Origin of the sequence: Crossiella sp. S99.2, from assembly GCF_023094165.1 — a bacterium.
Classification (GTDB): Bacteria; Actinomycetota; Actinomycetes; order Mycobacteriales; family Pseudonocardiaceae; genus Crossiella.
Genome location: NZ_JALMDK010000002.1, coordinates 728,448 through 748,976, shown reverse-complemented (window position 1 = coordinate 748,976; position 20,529 = coordinate 728,448). Strand labels below are relative to the sequence as shown.

Annotated in this window: 25 protein-coding genes; 5 read left to right on the top strand and 20 right to left on the bottom strand. The window is 67.5% G+C overall.

Going from position 1 to position 20,529, the window contains the following annotated elements; all coding sequences use genetic code 11:
- Positions 1–78: 78 nt before the first annotated feature.
- From MZC64_RS10095 to MZC64_RS10020, 16 genes are all read right to left on the bottom strand, one after another.
- Entirely contained in the window at positions 79–1,467 is a 1,389-nt protein-coding gene (locus tag MZC64_RS10095) for a helix-turn-helix transcriptional regulator (RefSeq protein WP_247763130.1), read from the bottom strand.
- Positions 1,468–1,563: 96 nt separating this feature from the next.
- Positions 1,564–2,196 (bottom strand): PIG-L family deacetylase, encoded by a 633-nt coding sequence (locus tag MZC64_RS10090; protein ID WP_247763129.1) that lies wholly within the window; start codon positions 2,194–2,196, stop codon positions 1,564–1,566.
- Complete coding sequence (locus MZC64_RS10085; protein WP_247763121.1) at positions 2,193–3,050, bottom strand: 5'-3' exonuclease H3TH domain-containing protein; 858 nt, start codon at positions 3,048–3,050, stop codon at positions 2,193–2,195. Before MZC64_RS10085 ends, MZC64_RS10090 begins: the two co-directional genes overlap by 4 nt.
- A complete protein-coding gene (locus MZC64_RS10080; RefSeq protein ID WP_247763119.1) occupies positions 3,050–4,171 on the bottom strand; it encodes a glycosyltransferase family 4 protein in 1,122 nt (373 codons plus the stop codon). Before MZC64_RS10080 ends, MZC64_RS10085 begins: the two co-directional genes overlap by 1 nt.
- Positions 4,164–4,727 carry a phosphoribosyltransferase gene (locus tag MZC64_RS10075; RefSeq protein ID WP_247763118.1) on the bottom strand — a complete coding sequence of 188 codons (564 nt, stop codon included), beginning with the start codon at positions 4,725–4,727 and terminating at the stop codon, positions 4,164–4,166. Before MZC64_RS10075 ends, MZC64_RS10080 begins: the two co-directional genes overlap by 8 nt.
- A gap of 57 nt (positions 4,728–4,784) precedes the next feature.
- Positions 4,785–5,282: a helix-turn-helix domain-containing protein gene (locus MZC64_RS10070; RefSeq protein WP_247763116.1), complete on the bottom strand. Its 498-nt coding sequence runs from the start codon at positions 5,280–5,282 to the stop codon at positions 4,785–4,787.
- Positions 5,283–5,349: 67 nt separating this feature from the next.
- Positions 5,350–6,318, bottom strand: coding sequence for a radical SAM protein (locus MZC64_RS10065; RefSeq protein ID WP_247763110.1), 969 nt, complete (start codon positions 6,316–6,318; stop codon positions 5,350–5,352).
- A complete protein-coding gene (locus MZC64_RS10060) occupies positions 6,315–6,629 on the bottom strand; it encodes a hypothetical protein (protein WP_247763108.1) in 315 nt (104 codons plus the stop codon). The genes MZC64_RS10065 and MZC64_RS10060 overlap by 4 nt, the downstream gene beginning before the upstream one ends.
- A 67-nt stretch (positions 6,630–6,696) precedes the next feature.
- Positions 6,697–7,737: a glycosyltransferase gene (locus MZC64_RS10055; RefSeq protein ID WP_247763107.1), complete on the bottom strand. Its 1,041-nt coding sequence runs from the start codon at positions 7,735–7,737 to the stop codon at positions 6,697–6,699.
- Positions 7,734–8,222, bottom strand: a complete 489-nt coding sequence (locus MZC64_RS10050; RefSeq protein ID WP_247763105.1) for a DUF6884 domain-containing protein — start codon at positions 8,220–8,222, stop codon at positions 7,734–7,736. Before MZC64_RS10050 ends, MZC64_RS10055 begins: the two co-directional genes overlap by 4 nt.
- Positions 8,219–8,776, bottom strand: a complete 558-nt coding sequence (locus tag MZC64_RS10045) for an SUMF1/EgtB/PvdO family nonheme iron enzyme (protein ID WP_247763104.1) — start codon at positions 8,774–8,776, stop codon at positions 8,219–8,221. Before MZC64_RS10045 ends, MZC64_RS10050 begins: the two co-directional genes overlap by 4 nt.
- 3 nt (positions 8,777–8,779) lie before the next feature.
- Entirely contained in the window at positions 8,780–9,478 is a 699-nt protein-coding gene (locus tag MZC64_RS10040) for a reverse transcriptase domain-containing protein (protein ID WP_247763102.1), read from the bottom strand.
- A 295-nt stretch (positions 9,479–9,773) separates the two neighbouring features.
- A complete protein-coding gene (gene queC, locus MZC64_RS10035; protein ID WP_247763379.1) occupies positions 9,774–10,478 on the bottom strand; it encodes a 7-cyano-7-deazaguanine synthase QueC in 705 nt (234 codons plus the stop codon).
- Between the two features lie 2 nt (positions 10,479–10,480).
- Positions 10,481–10,963 carry a hypothetical protein gene (locus MZC64_RS10030; RefSeq protein WP_247763100.1) on the bottom strand — a complete coding sequence of 161 codons (483 nt, stop codon included), beginning with the start codon at positions 10,961–10,963 and terminating at the stop codon, positions 10,481–10,483.
- Positions 10,964–11,110: 147 nt separating this feature from the next.
- Positions 11,111–11,350: a hypothetical protein gene (locus MZC64_RS10025; protein ID WP_247763098.1), complete on the bottom strand. Its 240-nt coding sequence runs from the start codon at positions 11,348–11,350 to the stop codon at positions 11,111–11,113.
- 17 nt (positions 11,351–11,367) lie between these two features.
- The gene (locus MZC64_RS10020; RefSeq protein ID WP_247763096.1) at positions 11,368–11,580 is read right to left on the bottom strand and encodes a hypothetical protein; all 213 of its coding nucleotides are present in this window, start codon (positions 11,578–11,580) and stop codon (positions 11,368–11,370) included.
- Positions 11,581–12,668: 1,088 nt separating this feature from the next.
- On the opposite strand from MZC64_RS10020, the gene MZC64_RS10015 reads away from it, so the two are divergent.
- A complete protein-coding gene (locus MZC64_RS10015) occupies positions 12,669–14,075 on the top strand; it encodes a helix-turn-helix domain-containing protein (protein WP_247763093.1) in 1,407 nt (468 codons plus the stop codon).
- Between the two features lie 3 nt (positions 14,076–14,078).
- The gene (locus tag MZC64_RS10010) at positions 14,079–14,786 is read left to right on the top strand and encodes an SDR family oxidoreductase (protein WP_247763092.1); all 708 of its coding nucleotides are present in this window, start codon (positions 14,079–14,081) and stop codon (positions 14,784–14,786) included.
- Positions 14,787–14,971: 185 nt separating this feature from the next.
- Here the strand turns inward: MZC64_RS10010 and MZC64_RS10005 are convergent, their stop codons facing one another.
- The 3 genes from MZC64_RS10005 to MZC64_RS09995 all read right to left on the bottom strand — a co-directional run bounded on the left by MZC64_RS10005 (position 14,972) and on the right by MZC64_RS09995 (position 16,351).
- Positions 14,972–15,508: a hypothetical protein gene (locus tag MZC64_RS10005; RefSeq protein WP_247763089.1), complete on the bottom strand. Its 537-nt coding sequence runs from the start codon at positions 15,506–15,508 to the stop codon at positions 14,972–14,974.
- Between the two features lie 205 nt (positions 15,509–15,713).
- A complete protein-coding gene (locus tag MZC64_RS10000; protein WP_247763086.1) occupies positions 15,714–15,953 on the bottom strand; it encodes a hypothetical protein in 240 nt (79 codons plus the stop codon).
- 83 nt (positions 15,954–16,036) lie between these two features.
- Complete coding sequence (locus MZC64_RS09995; RefSeq protein ID WP_247763082.1) at positions 16,037–16,351, bottom strand: hypothetical protein; 315 nt, start codon at positions 16,349–16,351, stop codon at positions 16,037–16,039.
- A gap of 175 nt (positions 16,352–16,526) precedes the next feature.
- Between MZC64_RS09995 and MZC64_RS09990 the strand changes: the two genes are divergently transcribed.
- Positions 16,527–17,795 carry a sigma-70 family RNA polymerase sigma factor gene (locus MZC64_RS09990; RefSeq protein WP_247763080.1) on the top strand — a complete coding sequence of 423 codons (1,269 nt, stop codon included), beginning with the start codon at positions 16,527–16,529 and terminating at the stop codon, positions 17,793–17,795.
- A 125-nt stretch (positions 17,796–17,920) separates the two neighbouring features.
- Here MZC64_RS09990 and MZC64_RS09985 read toward each other — a convergent pair whose 3' ends face one another.
- Positions 17,921–18,559 (bottom strand): A24 family peptidase, encoded by a 639-nt coding sequence (locus MZC64_RS09985; RefSeq protein ID WP_247763077.1) that lies wholly within the window; start codon positions 18,557–18,559, stop codon positions 17,921–17,923.
- Between the two features lie 278 nt (positions 18,560–18,837).
- Between MZC64_RS09985 and MZC64_RS09980 the strand changes: the two genes are divergently transcribed.
- Together MZC64_RS09980 and MZC64_RS09975 are read left to right on the top strand one after the other, a co-directional pair.
- Positions 18,838–19,428 (top strand): hypothetical protein, encoded by a 591-nt coding sequence (locus tag MZC64_RS09980; RefSeq protein WP_247763075.1) that lies wholly within the window; start codon positions 18,838–18,840, stop codon positions 19,426–19,428.
- The gene (locus tag MZC64_RS09975; RefSeq protein ID WP_247763073.1) at positions 19,422–20,459 is read left to right on the top strand and encodes a hypothetical protein; all 1,038 of its coding nucleotides are present in this window, start codon (positions 19,422–19,424) and stop codon (positions 20,457–20,459) included. The genes MZC64_RS09980 and MZC64_RS09975 overlap by 7 nt, the downstream gene beginning before the upstream one ends.
- Positions 20,460–20,529 lie beyond the last annotated feature (70 nt).

Sequence of the window (20,529 nt, the reverse complement as noted above, 5' to 3'; positions counted from 1 at the left end):
TCCTGTTCTGAGTCGGTTCGACTTCCCGTTGCCATCGCGCAAGACCTCATCGACCGTCCAATGTAGATCAGTGGCGGCTCAATCCAGTAGCTGTTCTCGATCACGCCAGCCCAAGCGAAGCAACGTGAGTGCACTGGCTGACAACCGAGGGCCAAGCCGGTCGATGGCCTCTGCCGTGAAAGGTATGTCGGTTCGTCCGCCACGGCCGATCACCCGTCCCTCGTCGTTGGTGTCCACGAGATCGGCGAACAACCGGTCAAATACCTCGTCGTCGACCACGGCCACGGTCATCTGGACCGCCCCGAGCTCCAAGGGCTCCATCGCCAGACCGTAGTGCCAGATTCGAAGCCCACCCTCGGCGCGCGCTCGATCGAATGATCGGAACGGCTCCTCGTTTGTGTAGTCGATCGGCCGGGACGTGGAACCATCGTGCTCGGGGTTTCCGAGGAACTCCTCGGAGAACTCGCGCATGATATTGCGCCACAACGAGAAGTCATTGCGCACGTCGGCCAGATCGACCGAAGATGGCTGGAATTCACCGGCCGGCATCACGTGGCACAGGCCGCCGCCGTCCGCGACCTTTCCGCCGTCGCGCTCGTGCAGCACGAACCGGTGCTGACCGTCCGACCCGTCACGCCGGATAGTCAACGTGCTGATCCCCGGCGACATCAGCAACCGCTGAGGGTCGAAAGGATCGCCGATCGCCGCGCGCAGGGGAAGAGCGCTCCAGTCCGGCACCGAGCGGTTCGAGGCCAGCCATGCAGCCTTGAACTCGTGCGCGAGAGCCTGCTTGACGTCGAACACCTCGAAGAAGGTGGTGGTTCCGAAGCTCAGCGCCAATCCGTGATCGGATTGCAGGTCGAGTAGCCGGTAGCTCAGCCGGTTTTCCAGCAGCCGTGGTCGAACGAGATCTCGCACCGCTCGGCTGTAGCCCGCGTACAGCTCGCCCCGGTCGGTCAGCGGCAGGACGTGCTCCAACGATCCCAGTGGGCGAGTCGGTCGCTGCCCGTCGGACCACACCAGTCGCACCGACTCCAAGTGGACTGGCTGGTCAAGCAGCCAGCCGGGACCGGCGAGCACATGACCGCCGGGCGCCCGTTGTGATTCCGGATAGAGCCAGGCCGCCAGTTCGGTCAGCTCGCGGCCTCGCACCCCTGGCGCGTTTCGCACATGAAGCCATTCCTGCTGGCTGCGCCGTACGTTGGCTGGAGCGGTCTTGTTCGACTTCGGGGTGGCTGATCTGGAGTCGGATTGGTGTTTCGTCCGGTGCAGGATGTCGTCGAGTTCAGGGAGGGAGATCCGCAGGCTCGTCGCGAGGTCCGGTCGTTGCCATGGCTGGGGTGCTTGCGTACCCCGTTCCCATCGGCCGATGGTGCTGCGGTCGATACTCAGTTGCTCGGCGAGGCTCTCCTGCGTGAAGCCAGCGGCCAGGCGGTACGCGGCCAGCGGACTCACCGACTCGCCCATCAGCAGACCACCCCGTCAGTCACCGGCGCATCGTACCGACATCTCACGTATGCGCAGGTCACAGGGGTTGCAGAGAACCCCTCGATCGGAGCCTGGTCACAATGTCGACGCCGCCGGGAGGCGACCGAGGATGGGCACCGGTACGAAGTTCTCCGCGTAACGCACGCCGATTCTGGAGCCCCATAGCCGGGCAAGGATCTCGGCCATGGGACCGAAATGGTCGCTGATCGGCTGCGATGTGTGGGCCGCGAGCGCGCGCTTCTTGATCTCGTAGGTGTCACTGATTTCGATGGTGGTGTGTGCGGGTACGGGGCAGTCGGCGGTGAGGCTGTTGTAGGTGTCGGCGGTGTAGACGCGGCGTGGGTGGCCGGTGGCGATGACGACGTCGGGCAGGGCGGCGACGAGCGTTTCAGCGAGATTCCGGTGGTCGGGGTGAACGTCGCGGAGGGGGTGGGTGATGACGATCTCGGGTCGGACGGCGAGCAGCAGTTCACGCAGGGCCGTCACCGTGGGTTGGTCGTACTGGTACAACTTGGCCCCCAGGATCGCCGCTCCCGCCGCCGCTTCGGCATCCCGCACTGGTTCGGGGTGATGCGGGATCGCGATGGTGACAGCGGCCCCGGAGGCGGAGCAACGGGCGAGGGTTCCGCCCGCCCAGAGTTCGGCGTCGTCGGGGTGTGCCATCACGGTCAGCACCGACGCCGGAGCGGTGAACGGCGAGGCGGTCACCAGAGCCCGAGTTTCTCGACGACGTCGGCCGGCTTGGGCAGCTCGCGCGTGGGGTGGCCGGTCGGGTGGTGTGGGAGGTCGAGGTCGGTGCGCATCCGGATGAGGTCGCGCCAGGCGAGCACCTGCTCCCAGGCGTCGATGACCTTGGTCTTCTTCGCCCCGGTCAGCCGTCCGGAGGCGAGAAGCTGGTCGAGGCGCAGCCCGCCGGCCAGGAGCTTGGCGGCCGTGCCTTCACCGATCCCTTTCACCCCTGGGATGTTGTCGGCGGAGTCGCCCTTCAACGCGCAGAAGTCGGGCCACTGGTCCGGTGTGACGCCGTAGCGGTCGACGACCTCGGCCGGGCCGATGTGCCGTCGGCCGCGTTTCATCACGGTGTTGAGCGCGTGGACCCGGTCGTCGACGAGTTGGTAGAAGTCGCGATCGCCGGACATGATCCGCACCTGCCGCTCGGGCTCCTGGTTCCGGGTGGCGGTGACGAGGGTGGCGATCACGTCGTCGGCTTCGGCGGTGTCGATCTCGATCCAGGCGATGCCGTAGTCGGTCAGCGCTCGCTGGACGTGCGGGATCGCGCGCAAGGGTTTGAGCGCGGCCTCGTCGAGGCCGCGGTTGGCCTTGTAGTCGGCGTCGCTGTCCTTGCGCTCGGCGGCGCCGTGCTCGCCGTCGAACACCACGAGCACCTCGGGTGGCTCGGGCAGTTCTTCGCGGATGGCGACGCGCAGGAGGGCGAAGAACCCGAACTCCGCGGTCAGGTCGCGAGTCTTGTCGCGGGAGAGGATCGCGGCGGGGAATCCGAAAGCCGCGCGCCAGAGGAGGTTGTGACCGTCAACCAGGAGCAAAGGGACGCCAGCAGGCATCACCGCACCGCCTTTACGAATGTCTCGGCGACTGTGGTGGGCAGATAGTCCCGCGAGCGGTAGTACGCAGCCCTGGATAGTTCGGCGTAGCGTAGCGGATCTTCAAGCAGGTGCTCGGCGGCGCGCCACAGGCCGTGCTCGCCCCACGATCGGGGGACGATCACCCCACCGGCCCCGTCGCCGGTGCCGACCAGGGCGGGCAGGTTGCCTACGTCGAAGGCGACCACCGGGGTGCCGACGCTCATCGCCTCGAGCGCGACCAGCCCGAAGGTCTCGCGCAGCGAGGGTACGACCACCACCGCGGCCTGCGCGAGCCAGTACGGCACCTGGTCCCAGGGCAGGCCGCCGCCGTGGATTGTGCCGAGCTTGAGGTGGGCTGCGGAGTAGCGGCACCGGTCCAGTTCGACCGCCTGGCCGCCGGCCGTAATCTCGAATCCGGCCTCGCCGACGATCACCTCGATCGTCCGGTCAACCAGGCGCCCGGCGTCCAGCAAGGCCCGGATGTTCTTCTCCGGCCCGAGCCGGGCCAGGATCCGGATCGGGCCGTGCCGACGCAGGGCTTCCCGTCGTGAGTCGGGCGGCGGTGCGTGGTCGTGGAGCAGGGCGTTGGGCATGATCTGCCAACGGTCAGTGTCGTAGCCGCGATCGTGTGCCTGGTCGAGCACCGTCTGGGACGGCGCGATCACCAGGTCGGCGCGGTCCAGGGCGGGCTGGAGGTCTTGGTCGTGGCCGACGACGTGCATGGCCAGTACCGAGCGCGCCCGGCTGACCGGCGCGGCTCGGCCGAGGCCCCACAAGCCGTCGGTGTAGACGGCGACGTCGACCCGGTGCTTGCGGTACAACTCGCACAGTTCGGCGGCGAGCAGGGCGTCCTGCCCGTGGGTGCTGACCGCGTCGCGCAGTTCATCGTCGTCACAGGGGAAGTCGACGCCAACCGAACACACCCTGACCACGTCGTCGTCCGGGGTGCCGATCGGAGCGGCGGTCAGGATGAGGCTGCGGTGGCCGAGCTGGCGCAGTCCATGCGCGAGGGCGGCGGTGGCTCGCTCGATCCCGGCCGGCGCGTTCGGTGTGTAGGAGGCCAGGACGAACGCGATGGTCAACGGAGGCGGGCTAGGCATGGCAGAGGACCTCCTCCGGGCGTGGCAGAGGGGTGGTGTCCTGGTCGGCGGGCGGCTTTTCCCAGGGAAAGACCACCCAGTCCGAGACGGTCCAGATCGAGTAGTCGGGCAGCGTGGTCGCCCCGGTGTTGAGGCACAGGACTGCGGTCAGGAGCTGCGCGCTCGGGCTGAGCAAGGGTGCGAGGTCGTGCCGGAGGCGGCGGAGGGTGGCGCCGCTGCCGCAGATGTCGTCCACCACCAGCACCCTGCCCTTCATTCGTTGCCCGTTCAGGGCGCGGGTCAGCGGGTCGAGGTCGAGGGTCACCTTGCCCGTGGCCTGCTGATAGGTCGCGTCGCCGACGTTGTGGCTGGCGTGGACCGTACGAGCTTTCACCCCGAGCGTGGAGGCGATCATGCGGGCGGGCGCGACGCCACCATTGGCGATGGCGATGACGTGCTCGACCGACTGGTGATCGCGCAGGATCGCGCCGGCCAGCAGCGTGGTGGCCTCGCGGAGTGAATCGGGGCTCAAGCGCCAGATCTGGTGGTGCTCGAAGACGCGGCGTGCAGTGGTCATACGTGGTCCATTCGTTGGTGGGCAAGAGATGTCGCGTCAGTGAGGTGATCGCAGGTCCTATGCGTCTTGGAGCTCGCGCAGGGCTTGCACGAGGTCGTACATGGGAGATCCGGCGATCCCGGCAAGTGCGGTCAGTGCGTGGGCGTCGAGTTCTTCGACAGGAGTACGTCCGACCGGGCATTGGCGGGCTCGGACCGTCGCCCATCGCTGGAGGGGCTGCAGCCGGGGGTCGGTCGTGTGTGCGAGGGCCGACAGGTCGACCTTGACGCGCCCGTCGTGATCGCTGCCGAACGCGAGGGTGGTCGCGCGGAGCAACAGCTCGTCGGGCCGCTGTTTCAGCACAGCGCACAGTGCGACCAGCCGCTCGACGGATATGCGGCGTGTGCCGAGCTCGTAGGTGGCGAGGGTTTGCAGGGACAGCTCGTCCTCGTCGTCAGCGCCCATTTCGGCGCGCATCTGTTTGCGGGTCCAGCCGCGTTCTTTCCGGGCGGTCCGCAGCAGGTCTCCCAGCACCCGCGCGAACTGGTCGAGTTGTTCGCTCGTCGGCGTGTTCATCGCTTGTCCTCACCTGGTGTGGTGCGTGCCCGCAGCTGGGCTGGGTCGACGGGGTTCGAGGAGTCGTTCATGCCGAGCCGTCCCGCGCAGTCAGTGCGAGGTCGTTGACCTCAAGCAGCGGGCGAAGGGCGGAAATGGCGTGCGAGCCCGGCTGGTTGCGCCACACCTGGCCGTCGGCTCGGATAACAGTGAAACCCCCTGCTGCCTCGCGAGTGCGCAGGCGTACGGGTACGGCTGAGGTGGTGCTCAGCTCGGCGAGGAGGTCTGTGGCCTCGTCGTCGGTCAACTGCTCGGTGTCGGCTAGGGCTGCGCCTTCCCCGATGGGGAGCATCTGTAGGAAGGTCACGCCGTGCACGCCGAGTGCGGCGGCCATTTCGACCATCGCTCGGACGCCGGCTCGCGCGGTGGAGCGCATGAGTACGGTCTGGATCTGAGTGGGGATGCCGTGGGCGACCGCCGCGCGGATTCCGGCAACTGCGCGCTTGAAGCTGCCCTTGCCGCGCCAGTGGTCGTGGCGTTCAGCGTCCGGGCCGTCGAGGCTGACACGCAGGGCGTCCACGCGGGTGGCTAGGGCTTCGGCGCGGCGGGCCAGGTGCGTTCCGTTGGTCGTGACGCTGACCGCGCAGCCGCCGGCTACGAGGATGTCGATCAGCTCGGGCAATTCGCGCAGCAGCAGCGGTTCGCCGCCGGAGATGTCCACACCCAGGACCGCGGACTCGGCGAGCAGGTGCGCGATGCGGTAGCGGTCGGTTCGGGCCAGTTCGGACACGGTCTTGTCGTCCAGGCAGTGGGGACACGCGAGGTTACAGCGCACCAAGGGCGACCAGCACACGCTGATCGGCATGTCGGCGTGCACGGTCGCCGGATGGATCTCGGGCCAGGAGGCGACGTCGGCGTCGGACAACCGGACACGGTCGGAGCTGAGTTCGGCACCGGTGCGGTGGGTCAGCCCGGTCAACGGGTCATGGACGACGAACCCGGTACCGTGTGTCCGCGCCGTGAAGGTCCGCGTCGTGGCGGTGCGTCGCCCGATCACAGCGTGTCCTGCGGTGGCAGCATCGGCGGGGCGTACAGCTCCTCGAACGGCTTCGGGCCGACGTACTGGCGGCAGGTACAAGGCACCCACTGGTTTCCGATCCAGGTACCGCCCTCGGTGCGCGCGTCCTTGTGCAGGATCTGGCCGTGGCACTCCTTGGTGTCAGGGTCGTGCTGTTCCAGCCCATGCGAGCAGCCGCACAACGGTTTCGGCGTGGTGTCTGCGGGTGCGCGGCGGCGGGTCAGTTTGCCGGCCAGCAGCCCTGTGGCGAACAGGCCAGCGCCGACCGCGAGGGAGATCGGGTCGATCATCGGGCAGTGTCTTCTTTCTCGTCGTTGTCGTCGTGGCGGCTTTCGATGCAGGGGTCCGTCGCTGGCGCTAGTGGGGTCGCAGTACCTCGCAGGTGTGCAGCAGCTCGCTCACCTCGGCGATGAACGAGTGGGTGCGGCCGGTCGGGGCGGGCCGTCGCATCAGGTCCCAATAGCGAGCGAGGGTGTCGGGCCAGGTGGCGAGTTTGCGTTGCCATTGCTGTTCCGCGTCCGGTGGATCGAGGTGGAACCCGACGACCTGCCGCAGCGGGATCACCAGCAGCCCGCTCGCGATCAGGCACGCGCCGAGGTAGGTGTCTTCCATCCCCCAGCCGATCCGGCCGAACTCGGGATCGAACCCTCCGACGTTGAGGACGGCGGCGCGTGGAACGGCGACGAGGCAAGTGACGACCATGCGGGGCAGGTCCCAGTCGACATAGCGCTGGCCGTAGCCGAGGTCGACGAAGTCGTGGGTGTGGTCCAGCGGACGACCGTCGAGGCGCTCGGTCAGGGTGATGCCGGTGTAGAGCAGCGGGCGGCCGACCGGGGGCCGCCATACGACCCGGTGGTCTGCGCCGAGTTGGGGATGCTCGGCCAGGACACCGCGTCCACCCTGGTGCAGGTCGTAGGGCAGGTTGTGGCGGAACCCGACGAGCACCGTGGTATCCGTGGCACGGGCGGTGATGTCGGTGATCACGTGCGGGGGCAGGACCATGTCGGCGTCGAGGTAGAGCACCGTCTGCCCGCGGGCGAGCGCGGTGCCGAGGTTGCGTGCGGTGGCCCCGCCCGCGCGTTCTGGGAGCCGCAGGACTGTGGTGACGACCGGGTGTCGGGCAGCGATGGCGGCCGTGGTGTCAGTGCTGGCGTCGTCGACGACTATGACCTCGAACTCGTGCCGATGGTGCTGGCCTTCCAGGGCGTCGAGCACTGCTGGCAGGCAGTAGCTGACGTTGTAGGCCGGGACGACGACCGACAGGGTGCGCACGGCGGCCAGCGAAAGCTCCGACGGTGTGGGCTCGTGCCACCCGATCCCGGATATGGCTTCCCAGCTGCGAGTGCTGCTGGTGTGAAAATTGTTGCGGCGCAACAGTTCCTCGTACAGCGTGGTCACGCCCACCCCCACTGCTGGAGGTAGGTCAACCCGTCCCGCCATCCCCACGGGTCCGGGATGATCGCGATCTGATCGAACCGGTCGAGGTGGTCGAACACGCGCTGCAAGGCGAGCAGGTACAGCGGCTCAACCAGGATCAGCATGTGCCGCAACGACGGTGTCTCGGCCAGTTCGGCGTCCAGTTGCGCGGAGACCGTCCGCTCGTGCAGACGCACGGCTTCGGCCCGGTTCGTGAGCCGGCGGTCGTAGGTGCTGATCGCGTTCTCGGGACGCAGCAGACCGTGTGCGGCCGAGAGAATACGGATACGGGCTCGGCGAGCGGGATCTGCGGCGAAGTGATCACGCGCCTGCGGAACGCACGCGCCCTGGTAGAGATCAAGCGCCGCAACCGGGGCGCTGGTGACGAGCTTCTCCCGCGAGCAGTTGAGGATGATCAATCCCTGGTCGGGCGCGAGGACGCGCGTGCTGGGCGGCCGGAGTGTCAAGGTTCGCGCACCACCCGCAGGCCGATGCCGCGCGAGCGCAGTTCAGCGGGCGCGGCGTTAAGGAAGGTGGACTGCGCGTACAACAGTGGTGCGGCGTACGAACCGCCACGGATGACGACTCCGTCGCTCATCGCGGTACTGGAGGTCCATTCCCACACGTTGCCCGCGACATCGAGCACGCCTTCGGGCGTGGCGCCTTCGGGATGTGTGTCGACCGGTGTGACTGTGCCGTGCCCGGAGTCACGCAGGTTCGCGAACGCGGGCTGCCACGGTGCGTTGCCCCATGGCCAGCGTCGGCGGTCAGTTCCGGCGGCCATCCACTCCCACTCCGCCGAGCGCGGCAACCGCCCGCCCAACCGGCTGGCGATCTCGGTCGCCTCGGCGTGGCTGATCTCCGTGAGGGGGAACCGTGGGCCGTGGCCAGGGTGTTCGCTCGGCAGGTGTCCGTAGGCGATCGGCGTGCGCGTCCACAACAGGGTCGGGACCTGGATGGGGCGCGCGGCGTCCCCGAAGGCGCAGACTCCGCCGGTGACCTCGATCCATTCCAGGTTCATGCCTCAGCCGCCGATCAGGAACAGGTCTTCGACGTTGGCGTCGTCGCGGATGCGGCTCTTGGCCTCGTTGGGCCGCAACCGAAGCTGCAGGAGTGCGTCGCTGATGGTGTAGAACGCCTCCTGTGCTTCCTCGCGGGTTCGGGCGAAGGCGACATAGTTGTCGGCGAAGCGGACGACTCGAAGCCCGGAGACTCGTTTGTCCACTTGGGACAATCGGAGATTGATCAGCATGGGTGCCAGGCCGGAGCCGGGTGCGATCGGGCTCGGCATCGCGGCGAGCGCGGTTCGCAAGAGGGCCAGGAAGGTGCCGTCGTGGATGTACTCGGCGTGCCAGTCGACGACTTCGTCGACCGTCGCGCCATCGGACACCGAGGCGACGTCGAGATCGGCGACCCATCGGAAGTCCGCCTGGTGATAAACGGCGGCCTGGCGAAGGGAGGTGATGCGGTTGCGGCGCGGGCGGAATCCGGACACCCAATCGCGGAAGGCGCGCGCTTCCAGCACCGGTTCGAGGACGTTGCGCAGCGCGCGGTGCACCAGTCGATCCCGCACGGTGGGGATGAAGGTGTGCATCTGTTTGCCGGTGTAGGTGGGCAGCTGCACGTCGCGGACCGGTCCGGGCTGCCACGTTCCGCTCGCGAGTTCGATGGCCAGCTGTGGAACCATCACACGGGCCTCGCGGCGAAGGTGGCCCCAGGTCATGTCATCGGCACCGGGTGCCGAGGCTCGCCGGCCACATTGACGCAACGCGCGACGCAAGTGCCTCTCGGACAGCTGGGACATCAGCGAGTGTGACTGCGGTCCGGAGACGGAGGGCGCTGGCGGGGTTGCCGCCTGCTGCGCTACTGTGCTGGGCGCTTGGGCGGCAGGAACGATCCCCTTGCCACGCTGTACCGGTTCGCAACCCGACACGCGCGAGCCGTGGCGCGGGGAACGACGGCCCCGCCCAGGCCCAGTCGGTGAGCCGAGTTCCGCCTCCGTCATCGTCGTCACCTCTTCACGCGCAGCGGTAGCTGGTGGGGTCGGTAATGCCGCTCTGCACGAACGCTTCCTTGCGTTCGGTGCACGTTCCGCACGTGCCGCAGTGCGCTGCCTCGCCTCGGTAGCACGACCACGTCCGCTCGAACGGAACGCCCAGCGCCGCGCCGACCCGGACGATGTCGGTCTTGCTCTGAGTGAGAAACGGCGCGAGGATCTCGAACTCGTCGACCAGCAGCCCCTCGTTGGCGGTACGGGCTGACCGGGTGAACCGCTCGACGAACTCCGTTCGGCAGTCCGGGTAGATGGCGTGATCACCGGCGTGCGCGCCGAACGCCACCACATCGGCCTTGCGCACGATCGCCACCGCGACCGCGATGTCGAGCATGATCGCGTTGCGGTTCGGGACGACCGTGGCACGCATCGACTCGTCGGTGTAGTGCCCGTCGGGTACCGACACCTTGGAGTCGGTCAGGGCCGAGCCGACCAGTAGCCGCCCGAGCATCGCGAGCTCAATTGTCTCGTGTGGACAGTTGAGCAGTCGCGCGATGTCGGCCGCGTGCTCCAGTTCGACTCGGTGCCGTTGGCCGTAGTCGAAGGACAACAACGTCAGCTCGGCCCCGCGCGCGGCTAGCCAGTACGCCAGCACGGTGGAGTCCAGCCCGCCGGAGGCGATCACGATGGCGTGACGTGGGTGCCGATGTTCAAGAGTGCCTATCGGCATCTTCACCACGTCCCGCACAGCGAGGACGTTGAGCGGGCCGCGCCGACCACTGCGGTCCACGGCGGGAGGGTCATGTGTGGTTGCGGTCGTTCAAGCCACCGCACGCCTTCGTCCACGTTGTCCAAAGCGGGGAGCAGAATGCTGTCACCGCGCCGTTTCCAGCCGACCTGGATGCGCACCAGGTCGTCCCAGGCCGACTGGCGCATGGTCGTTCGTGGTTGGGTGAGGAAGATCCAGTCGCTGGGATCACCGGGGACCACGATGATGGGTGCGCGCAACATGTGGCGCGCAAGGAAGTTGTTGACCTCCCCGGCGAACCCGGCGCGCATGATCAGCGCGTCGACGTTCGTGCCGAGTTGAAGGCGGACGTCGCCGGTGGCGCTGTCGATGGTGGTTGGCCACGCAAACACGTCGCTGTAGTCCCGCGCGCGTTGGTCGGGTTGCTGCTCGGCCAGGGCGGATTGGTGGTCGATGACGGCGGTCATGAGTCGGTCCTCCTCGAGAGCGATGGGTGCTGGTGGCGGCCGGGCGGAAGGCGTCGTGGAACCGCTTCCGCCCGGCCGCAGTCGGTGGCGCGGGCGCGCGCTCGTCCGAAGGCACGGCGAGAAATCCGGCCTGGCCTCAACATCTGGCTAGACGGCCCCCGCTCGGTGAGGTGGGTGCTCGGCGAGCAGTACCTCACGCAGTGCCGCCCGGAGCTGCCCGGCCTCGGCGTTGGTCAATCGGGCGAGCCGTCCACCGGGCAGCTCGATCTCGACGTCCGCGGGAGTGCGCCGCCGTAGGTGCAGCGCGGACCGCTGGCCGTCGCCGTCGCGGCAGTCGACTTTGCGGTGGTGCCATCCCAGCCGACGAAGCAAGGTCGCGGCGGGCACGGTCTGACATGACCGCCTCATGTGCCGTTGGGCTTTCTGATCAGGCCGAGGCCGTGTGTTCCGGCCGTGGCGATCGCGTGCCGCAGGACCTGGTTCGGGGGTTGGCGTGGCGCGCGGCGATGCGAACCGGCGTAGGCGGATTCGGTCTGCTGCCGACGTCGCCATGCCAGCCGCAGCAGGCAACAGACAAAAGCCAGCGCGGCGCTCGCCGTGATGACCAGGGCGATCATCCGGCCTCACCCCTGTTGGCGGGGATCGCGGCGGGACCAGGTATCGGGGTCGTGGTCCCGCCGCGATATGACGGCAGAGCAGGGCGCCCCTCGGCGGTTGGGGGAAGACCGCCGTTGTTCTGCTCCGCCGTGCCCGCCATGCCGGTTGTCGTGATGAGGCCAGGTGCACCTGGCGCGGGTGTGGTCGCCACCTCGGTGGCTTGCGCGACGGCGGAGCGGAACTGGGCGGCGGCGGTGCGGTCGAGTACCGCGACTTCCCCTGGGGGAGCCACGACCACGACCTCCGAGCCACGCACGACAACACGCAGGATCCGCTCGCGGCCGGCGACATCACGGCACGCGATGGACCAGGGTCCGGTGTTCATCGTGCGGCACCGCCTCGCGCGGTGTCCCTACTCCATTCCCGTCGACACACCGGCTGCACGAACAAACACGGCACAGCGAGCTGAGTCTGTGGGCATCGCGGCGCGCAGGGCGTCGCGAATCGCTGGGAGAGCATATCTACTCCAATAGTCAGCGAGTCCCTATTTGGTTTGTTGAGGCGTTTGTCGTCCGCCGCAGGCCGTCAAAAACGGTCCGCGATCGGCACCCGGTGACCATTCGGGGCGCCACCCAGGCGGTGCCCGTGGCCGGTTCCAAAACTGCTGGTGGTTGCGGCTGCGAACACCGATCAACTAAACGATCGCCACAGGGACCGGACCAGAGCGGCTGTGGGGCGGCGATGAGGCGCAGATGGAGCGTCACCCCCGCTGACCTGCCCAGACGTTGGCCGAGCGGCGTCTACGTCAATCGGGTGAAGCGGGTTGACACCGTGTGTAACCAGGCTTCTCGATCGTGCGTTCCCGGACGCCGCGGCACCTAGGAGGCACATTTCCTCGGCCGCGTTCGGAGGCGTGAACGAATGGTACCTACGCCACCCCACAGTCGGTGAGGCTTCTCGACGAACACAAAGGCAGCTCGTGCGCCTGTTTCCGGCGACGCCGTTGATCCAGCGGCCTGTCGGACTTTCGGTATCTTGTGGCCCTAGCCTTGACCTGGCCAAACTGCGACGGGAACATCAAGGGCGGTCTAGCCGGACGGGGACGAGCATGGCAGCACGACGAGATGGCCTGGCACGGCGCCGCGCGGCGATGGGTTTCACCCAGGACACGCTGGCCGAGCGCCTCGGGCTCGAACGATCCACGGTAGGTCGCTGGGAGCGCGGCACCGGCACACCGCAGCCGTGGAACCAACCCGACCTCGCCAAGGCCCTGGACTTGTCCCACGACGCCCTCGCCACCCTCCTCGGTCCTGATCAACTCGCCAGTCCTCCCGCTGGCCGGACGTCCGAGCTTGAGGTTGCGCACGAGGTAGCCGCTGCGTTCAACTGGCCGGACTGGCACCAAGCCGGGCAGGCCAGCGTCCTGGAGCCACCCTGGTCGATCACCGGGACGATGCAGGTTCTTCACGAGGTCGCGGGAGGCACGATGGATCGCCGGGGGTTCCTGATCATCACGGGTGCCGCGCTCGCTGGTGTGGCAGACCGATGGGGTTCAGCCCTGACCGGTGCCATTCCCTCGACCACGGGCGCGCTGCCCGAACGTCGTGACCCGCGCCTGTCCGCCACGGTCCTGGACCGGCTCGACCACCGGCTGGCAGACCTTCGCCAGCTCGATGACGAGTTCGGCGGACGCGAGCTCCACCAGCTCGCGGTCGCGGAATTCAACTGGCTGACTCGCCTCGCCGATCACGCCGACTACAGCACCGCCGCCGGGCAGCGGCTCTTCAGCCTCGTCACCGAGGCGGCCCGCCTGTGCGGATGGCTACACTTCGACGCTGCCCATCATGCCGCCGCCCAGTCCTACTACGTCGCGGCCCTGCGGTCCTCGGCCAGCGCGAACGACTCCCTGACCGGCGCGCACGTCCTGGCGTGCATGAGCTTCCAGGCAACGCTCACCGGCCACCACCAGGAAGCCATCGCCCTGATCGACGCCGCCGAGGACCAGACCAAGCACACCGCCACTCCGCGCCTTCGAGCACTGCTGGCGAGCAGGAAGGCGCGGGCGTACGCGAAAGCGGGCGACGCGGCAGCCTGCGGTCGCGCACTCAACGATGCCGAGCGACGGCTCGACGCGACCACATCCCATACACCGGAACCCGACTGGATCTACTTCTTCGACGAGTCCGAACTCGCCGCGCAGGCCGCTGCCTGCTGGGTCGACCTCCGCCAGCCCGCCAAGGCCCGCCCGCTGATCGACAACGCGCTGAACACCATGAACCCCCAATACGTCCGGGACCGCACGATCTACCACGTCCGCAGCGCCGAAGCGCACCTGCACGCCAACGACCTCGACCTCGCCTGCGACGACCTCCACACCGCGGCCGATCTCGCCGGCCACACTGGCTCGGTGCGCTCCATCCACACCATTCACATCGCGCGCCGCGCGATGTCGCGCTACGACCGCGACGCTCGGGTCCAGAAACTCGACCTCCAGCTCGCCGACCTGGCCGCCTAACGAATGCACAGCTCTCACAGGGTCGCGCTCGTAACGGGCGCGAACCGGGGTATCGGCTACGCCATAGCCGGACAGCTCGCCGAACGGGGTATCCACGTGGTCGCCACCGCCCGCGACGTCGCGCAAGCGAACCGGACCGCGACCGACCTCATGGCCCGAGGGTGGGCTGCCTCCGGCATGCATCTCGACGTGGCGAAGCCTGACACCATCACCGCAGCGGTTCAGCACACCCTCGACCAGCATGGCCGGATCGACGTCCTCGTGAACAACGCCGGGATCAGCGACGGCGATCAGCAGCCGTCGCAGATCGACCTCGAGCTGGTCTCCCGCGTCTGGCAGGTGAACGTACTTGGTGCCTGGCAATGCGCCGAGGCCGTGATTCCCGCGATGCGAGCCGCCGGGTACGGCCGGATCGTCAACCTGTCCAGCACGCTCGGCTCCCTGCATCACATGACCCGGCCCACCGAGCCCGCCTACCGCGTCTCCAAGGCCGCCCTCAACGCCGTGACACGAGTCCTCGCCGCGGAGCTCGCCGGCACCGGGGTGCTGGTCAATTCAGCCTCGCCCGGTTGGGTCCGCACCGACCTTGGTGGCCCGAACGCTCCACGCAGCGTCGAGCAGGGTGCCGACACGCCTGTCTGGCTCGCCACGCTGCCCGACGACGGCCCCACTGGCGGATTCTTCTACGATCGCGAGCCTTTGGAATGGTGACGCACACCGTCAGAACCTCGCCGTTGCGACGGCCGGCGCCCGAAACTGCGGATCACAGGGCAGCGCATCCGTGACGGTCACCTGGGCGTGACGAATGGCCCCGCACCAGGTGACCAGATCGACTATGTTCTGCGGTCCGTGTGTTAGATGGCTCTGGCCCTACTGCGGGTTAGCCCTGATCACGGTCACCTGTGGTCGCGAACCCTGTCCACCGACCAGCCGATGAAATCCGCGATCTCCTCGTCGGGCGTGCTCTGCAAGGAGATCCAGTCGTCCAGCACCTCACTCAGGCTGTCGGGGATGCCTGCGGTCACGGGGCGGGGTCCAGGCTCCGACTCGATCTGGTCGATGTGGATCCACGTGCCATCGGGATCGAGGCGGTCGGTCGTCGCGTCGTAACCTTCAAGGCCATCGTCGCCGTGAGCTAGTTGTTCACCGGTGCGCCAGTCGAGGATCTCCCATGAGTCCGGCCCGGTCTGCCCGCCATCAACAATGCGATGTCCTCTAGCCTCCAACGCCTGGATCTCAGCGTCTCGTTGCTGCGTATCCTGGCCTTGCCCGGACAACAACGCTCGAATGTGGGCGCGGACCAAGTCGGTACGGCTCAGCGCAGGCTGCTGGCGAGGGTCGCCTACCTCACGAGCAGCGCGCGCGTAGCTCGCGCCGGATTCGGACATACGCTGCCGCACTGCTCGGGTACGAGCTCTTCTGGATTTGCTCATCACGGACTCCCAATGGGACTCCCACGCCGCCCCACGAGGTCAGCAGGCAACATCAGGTCCACGCTGCGTCGGAGACGGCTTGTCCTCGGTTGCCGGCTGCGGCGTGGGCGTTCCGGCTCGGAGTCGGGCGGGCGTGACCGCCGTGCATGAGTATATCGGGAGACTCGACGATCACAGGCTCCGTGTAGGAGGTGGCACGTGCGAGCTACCGGCGCTCGCGCAGCGCGGTGAACGGCACGAACTGGTCGACCAGGTGCAGCTTGTCGCGGCGGCCGTCGGCGTAGCCGATCTCGTAGTTGACGATCCCGTACCAGTCGCCCTCCACACTGGGGAAGCGGCCATGAAGTCGTCCTGGCACCACACCGGTGAGGTCCAGGCCGGTCACGATGACGTGCCGTGGTGCATCCGCCGGGCGGAGGAAGAGGATGTCCAGGTTCACCCACACCGACGTGAGGATCGGCCGGCGTCCCCGTGGATGTCATCGCCCTCCCAGTGCGTGAACGGGCTGTTGATCACGGCGCACCAGCCCTACCTCGCGCTGGCCGCGATCCGCACGCGGCGGAGGATGAGGTCGCCATAGGGTTCGTCGTCCAGTTCGGCACGGTCGGGGCTTGGGCGATTGCTGGTCAAGCGCCAACTCGCATCGACTCCGGGCGTTGCTGCACAGGCAGGGCAGTGCACGCAGACCTCGCCTCCGGCGAAGATCACCCTGCTGACTCCGGGTATGACGTTGTGCCGCGCGCCTTTGCAGGTGGCAGGAAGGACGGCGATCGTCGTGCCGCTCTGATCGACTCGGTAGCGCAATGCACCGTCCGGCGCGGCGGCTGAAGGCAGCGAAGTCACGTCGGCAAACTACCACCGTGCTCGCACATGTGTTCGACTCGCGTGGAATCCGGCGGCTCCCCGCCGTGCGTTTGTACCACAGGTAATGGCCTGTCGTTGTCGGTCGCGCCGGGGCGAGGAGCACTTGGCCGGGCGCGTCCGGAACGAATCCGGTGGAGACTGTCGTGATGGAGGTATGACTCAGATCGACGAGCGGAACAGTCACAGCGTGGAGCGGCAGATGGCGGACGGTGAGGCGCGAGACGAGCACGAGCCGACCCCGGCCGAGGTGCTGGCGTGGCGCCGCGATGACGTGTTCCTCCCCGAGGCCGAGGCCACTCAGGAGGAGTTCCCGTCCATGCGGAACATCTCGGCCGCATTCATTTTCGGCGGCGTGGCCCGCCCGCTCGAACCGGCTCCGCCGGAGTACGCGACGCTCTCGATGTCCCACCCCTCGGACCGGGAGGTCGTCGCACTCGCGCAGTGGAACATGCTGTGGGAGGCGGCCCAGTTCCGGCGGCGCTTCTTCGACCTGGACGACCTGCCGAAGCCGATGGCGAAGATCGCCGACCTCGGCGACGTCAACGTTACGTTCGTGCCCCGGACAAGGGCGCGGTATTTCGAGTACGCGCCGCTGTTCCACCTGCTGCCCAAGCGCGTGCTGGACATGTTCGGACTGCCGGTGCTGCGTGGCGGCCAGTGGCCGTTCATGGCCGACTGGGCGGGCATCGACGACTTCCTGCCACCCGATTTCGAGGCCCGGTTGGCCCGTGCCTGGGCGTGGACGGTGTGGCCGCAGCTGGTGTCAGGGTCGAAGATGAAGGCGTTCTCGACCGACGACCCGATCCGGCTGCTGGCTCACAACCTGGACTTCTGGGTGCCCGCGGTCACCGCCACCATCCAAGAGCGCCTACGGGACTTTCCCGAGGTCGACAAGGGTAAGACGCCCGGCCCGGTCACCTTGGAGGACGGCAGCGTGCTCGCCGGGGCCGTGGCCGGCAACCCGCGGATGGGCGGACAAGTGTGGTTTGGCGAGGACGATGCCCGCGACGCCGTGGCCGAGACCGTGGAGGCCGCCGACCGGACCGGCCGGCTGCGCGGCATCCTCGACGCGGTCCGCTCCCACCGGGTCGAGGACGACTTCTCCAGCCACTGGTCGTACGCGCGCGAAGACTTCGAACGCAAGCTGCACGGGAAGCGGCGCAAGGTGACGGTGAGGTTCGTCGAGCTGACCGACACCGTCCCCGTCCAGGGGCTGGAGAGCGAGGTGCTGGGCAACCTGGTCACCAACGACTTCCTCACGCTGCTGGATGCCCGGAACCGGCAGATCGTCGTGCTGCTTAACAGTGGTGTCACCAGCAAGACCGAGATCGCCGAGGTGCTCGGCTACGCCAACCACAGCGCCGTGTCGAAGCGACTCGCACAAATCCGCCGCGCCGCCGAGGCGTACTTCGACGAGAACTAACCCGCCCAGCTAGACCGTCCTCGGCGCTCAATATCACCCGTGCGAGTGACGATGGCCATCGTGGAAATGGTGCTCAGGCAGGGCCCCGTCCCGCCGCCGTGACGGCGCCTGCGCTTCAGCGAACGTTACGTCGGAACGACCGTGATCGTGATCAATGCCCCGAGCAACAGGAACGGCCCCATCGGTACCAGCGAGCCCTGCGGTCTTCGTCGGGTCGCCCGAAGCAGCAGCCACATCAAGGCGGCTGCGAACCAGCCGAGGACGGTGGCCGTGACGAGTGCCGACCAGCCCAGCCAGCCGAGCGCAAGTCCGAGCAGACCGCCCAGCTTCACGTCGCCGGCTCCTAGCCCGCCTCCGGACACCAGCGCAAGCGCGAGGTAGAACACGGCGATGACCGCCATCCCGACCAGCGCACGCAGAAAGTCCGGTCCTCTGGAGTACAGGATGGCCGAGGTCGCGAGCAGTCCGCCGACGAGGGCGACGCCCGAGTAGACGAGCACGCTGGGTAGCCGTTGCTCGAGGACATCGATCACGCCGAGTGCCACGCCGATCGCAGCGAGAACACTGTAAGGCAGCAAATCGAACTGGTGTCCGAAGCGCCAGGCAAGAGCTCCGAACGCGAGGGCGGTCAGCAGCACAGCCGTGAGCCGCGTCGCGTTGGATGCGGCTGGAGCTACCGTGACCAGGGGACGAACGCCGAGCGTCAGCGCGACGCCCACGAGGATGCCCACTCCTGTCCACACCATGGTGAATGCGGTGGACATCAGCCATCACCGGAATTAGTTACGTTCGGTAGCCGATCTGCCACCCTTCACCCCCGGAAAGCCGCTGGTCACATCCCCAGTGTTACCCGAGGCAACCTCAGACAGTGATGCCCGTAGCCCGAAAGAGTGAAGATTCATTAGAAATGCCATTCCGACTTCAAAGTCAGTCACTTACACACTTTGCAGTCGGTGGGGGTAGGTGGTGTAGACGTGGTGTGTATCACGAAAAAGAAAGACGATCTTCACTGATGTCTGGGGGGTGGGGTGTGGTAGCTCGTATGGTCTTGATCGCCGGTGGGCGCCGGGTCAGGGTGGTGCTCGGGCTTGGAGCCACGCTGATGGTCCTCGCCGCCTGTAGTTCCGGCACGACGACCAGCCCGCCGTCCGGCACGACCCAAGCGACCGGACAAGCACCGGCAACGTCGGCGCCGCCGACCACAGCATTGTCCGTCGTGGACAAAGCCAAGCAGGACGCTCTCGCCTCTTATCGAGGGATGTGGCAAGACTTCGTCGCCGCTGGGACCACATCGGACTGGCAGTCACCGAAACTGGGGCGGTACGCAACAGGGATCGCGCTGACGAACATGTCACGGGCCCTGTACGCCGATCACTACAACGGCTTGGTGACCAAGGGCGAACCCACTTACGAGCCTTCGGTGTCCTCTGTCGAACCCCCTGACAACCCGAACAAGATCGTGATCAAGGACTGCTCCGACGATTCACGGTGGCTGAAGTACAAGGCCGACACCGGGCAGCTCGCCAATGACACTCCGGGCGGTCGGCACCTCATCAACGCCATCGTCCAGAAGCAGGCGGACGGATCATGGAAGGTCTCGGAGTACGGCGTCCACGAGGCGGGGACATGCTGAACCTACGACGCGTTTCGATCGTGACAGGACTGGTGGTTGTCGGCGGCTTCTGCGGTGTGGCTCCGGCGTTGGCTGACGGTGGCTACGGCAGCACGACCTGTGACCAGACGCCGGCTCCGGTCTGCGACCTTGGCGCGGGCAAAGGCGGAGACAACAGCAAGCCGGGGAACCCAGGCAACGGCAACAAACCTGGACGTCCGGGCAACGGCAACCCAGGCAAGGACAACAGCAACCCCGGCGACACGATCATCGGCGGGAACTCGAACCTGGCCAAGTGTTCCTACGTGAAGAGCGACTACCAGCCGCCGTCCGGTGGTGTGGTCACCGCCGCCTTCACCAAGCCACTGAACACAGGCGGTGCGACCGCGCAACCCGCTGTCTTCACCCGTCCAGCAGCGGGTGGTGTGGTCTTGGCGCAAGCCGCCCAACCAGCACAGGGCCAGCAAGGTTCCTGGTACGTATGGCAATGCTCGACTGCGGGCGTCACCGACGGGCTGTACCGGCCACCGGTGTGGATCGCGGATGGACAGCAACCCGGAGCGGCGCAGTTGCCCTCGCCAGCCGAGTTGGCGCAGATGGCGCGCAAGCAGTTGCGGCTGCCCACACCGACGATCGCGGCGAACCCTGTCGGCGATCAGCTGGTGAACTTGCCGACGTGGATGTGGCTCTCGAGCGGATGGGGGCCGGTATCGGCGACAGCGACCGTGCCGGGCGTATCGGTGACGGCGACCGCGACGCCGACGTCGGTGACGTGGTCCATGGGCGACGGCAGCACCGTGACGTGTACCGGGGCGGGCACGCCGTTCCGAGCCGGGACTGACCCGAAGGCACCGTCACCGGACTGCGGCCACACCTACCGCACCTCGTCCGCGAAGCAAGCGGGGCAAGCATTCCCGGTCGCCGCCACGGTGCACTGGACGGTCACCTGGGCGGGCGCGGGCCAAGGCGGAACGTTCCCGGACCTGACCACGACCGGTAACGCGGCCTTCCGTGTCGCGGAATCCCAAGCCCTCAACAACGGCGGCGGCTGACCTTCCCAGGCAGCACCTCCTTTCATAACAACACAAACAAACTGACTCATCCTTCCGCTCGCTGAAGAAC

Excerpts from the sequence above, each read along its gene's own strand:
- MZC64_RS10005 (WP_247763089.1), bottom strand. The coding sequence starts at position 15,508 with ATGAGCAAATCCAGAAGAGCTCGTACCCGAGCAGTGCGGCAGCGTATG.
- MZC64_RS10030 (WP_247763100.1), bottom strand. The coding sequence starts at position 10,963 with ATGACCGCCGTCATCGACCACCAATCCGCCCTGGCCGAGCAGCAACCC.
- MZC64_RS09985 (WP_247763077.1), bottom strand. The coding sequence starts at position 18,559 with ATGTCCACCGCATTCACCATGGTGTGGACAGGAGTGGGCATCCTCGTG.
- MZC64_RS10060 (WP_247763108.1), bottom strand. The coding sequence starts at position 6,629 with ATGATCGACCCGATCTCCCTCGCGGTCGGCGCTGGCCTGTTCGCCACA.
- MZC64_RS10045 (WP_247763104.1), bottom strand. The coding sequence starts at position 8,776 with ATGAACCTGGAATGGATCGAGGTCACCGGCGGAGTCTGCGCCTTCGGG.
- MZC64_RS10015 (WP_247763093.1), top strand. The coding sequence starts at position 12,669 with ATGGCAGCACGACGAGATGGCCTGGCACGGCGCCGCGCGGCGATGGGT.
- MZC64_RS10095 (WP_247763130.1), bottom strand. The coding sequence starts at position 1,467 with ATGGGCGAGTCGGTGAGTCCGCTGGCCGCGTACCGCCTGGCCGCTGGC.
- MZC64_RS10020 (WP_247763096.1), bottom strand. The coding sequence starts at position 11,580 with ATGATCGCCCTGGTCATCACGGCGAGCGCCGCGCTGGCTTTTGTCTGT.
- MZC64_RS10085 (WP_247763121.1), bottom strand. The coding sequence starts at position 3,050 with ATGCCTGCTGGCGTCCCTTTGCTCCTGGTTGACGGTCACAACCTCCTC.
- MZC64_RS10040 (WP_247763102.1), bottom strand. The coding sequence starts at position 9,478 with ATGACCTGGGGCCACCTTCGCCGCGAGGCCCGTGTGATGGTTCCACAG.
- MZC64_RS09975 (WP_247763073.1), top strand. The coding sequence starts at position 19,422 with ATGCTGAACCTACGACGCGTTTCGATCGTGACAGGACTGGTGGTTGTC.
- MZC64_RS09990 (WP_247763080.1), top strand. The coding sequence starts at position 16,527 with ATGACTCAGATCGACGAGCGGAACAGTCACAGCGTGGAGCGGCAGATG.
- MZC64_RS10080 (WP_247763119.1), bottom strand. The coding sequence starts at position 4,171 with ATGCCTAGCCCGCCTCCGTTGACCATCGCGTTCGTCCTGGCCTCCTAC.
- MZC64_RS10070 (WP_247763116.1), bottom strand. The coding sequence starts at position 5,282 with ATGAACACGCCGACGAGCGAACAACTCGACCAGTTCGCGCGGGTGCTG.
- MZC64_RS09980 (WP_247763075.1), top strand. The coding sequence starts at position 18,838 with ATGGTCTTGATCGCCGGTGGGCGCCGGGTCAGGGTGGTGCTCGGGCTT.
- queC (WP_247763379.1), bottom strand. The coding sequence starts at position 10,478 with ATGCCGATAGGCACTCTTGAACATCGGCACCCACGTCACGCCATCGTG.
- MZC64_RS10075 (WP_247763118.1), bottom strand. The coding sequence starts at position 4,727 with ATGACCACTGCACGCCGCGTCTTCGAGCACCACCAGATCTGGCGCTTG.
- MZC64_RS10010 (WP_247763092.1), top strand. The coding sequence starts at position 14,079 with ATGCACAGCTCTCACAGGGTCGCGCTCGTAACGGGCGCGAACCGGGGT.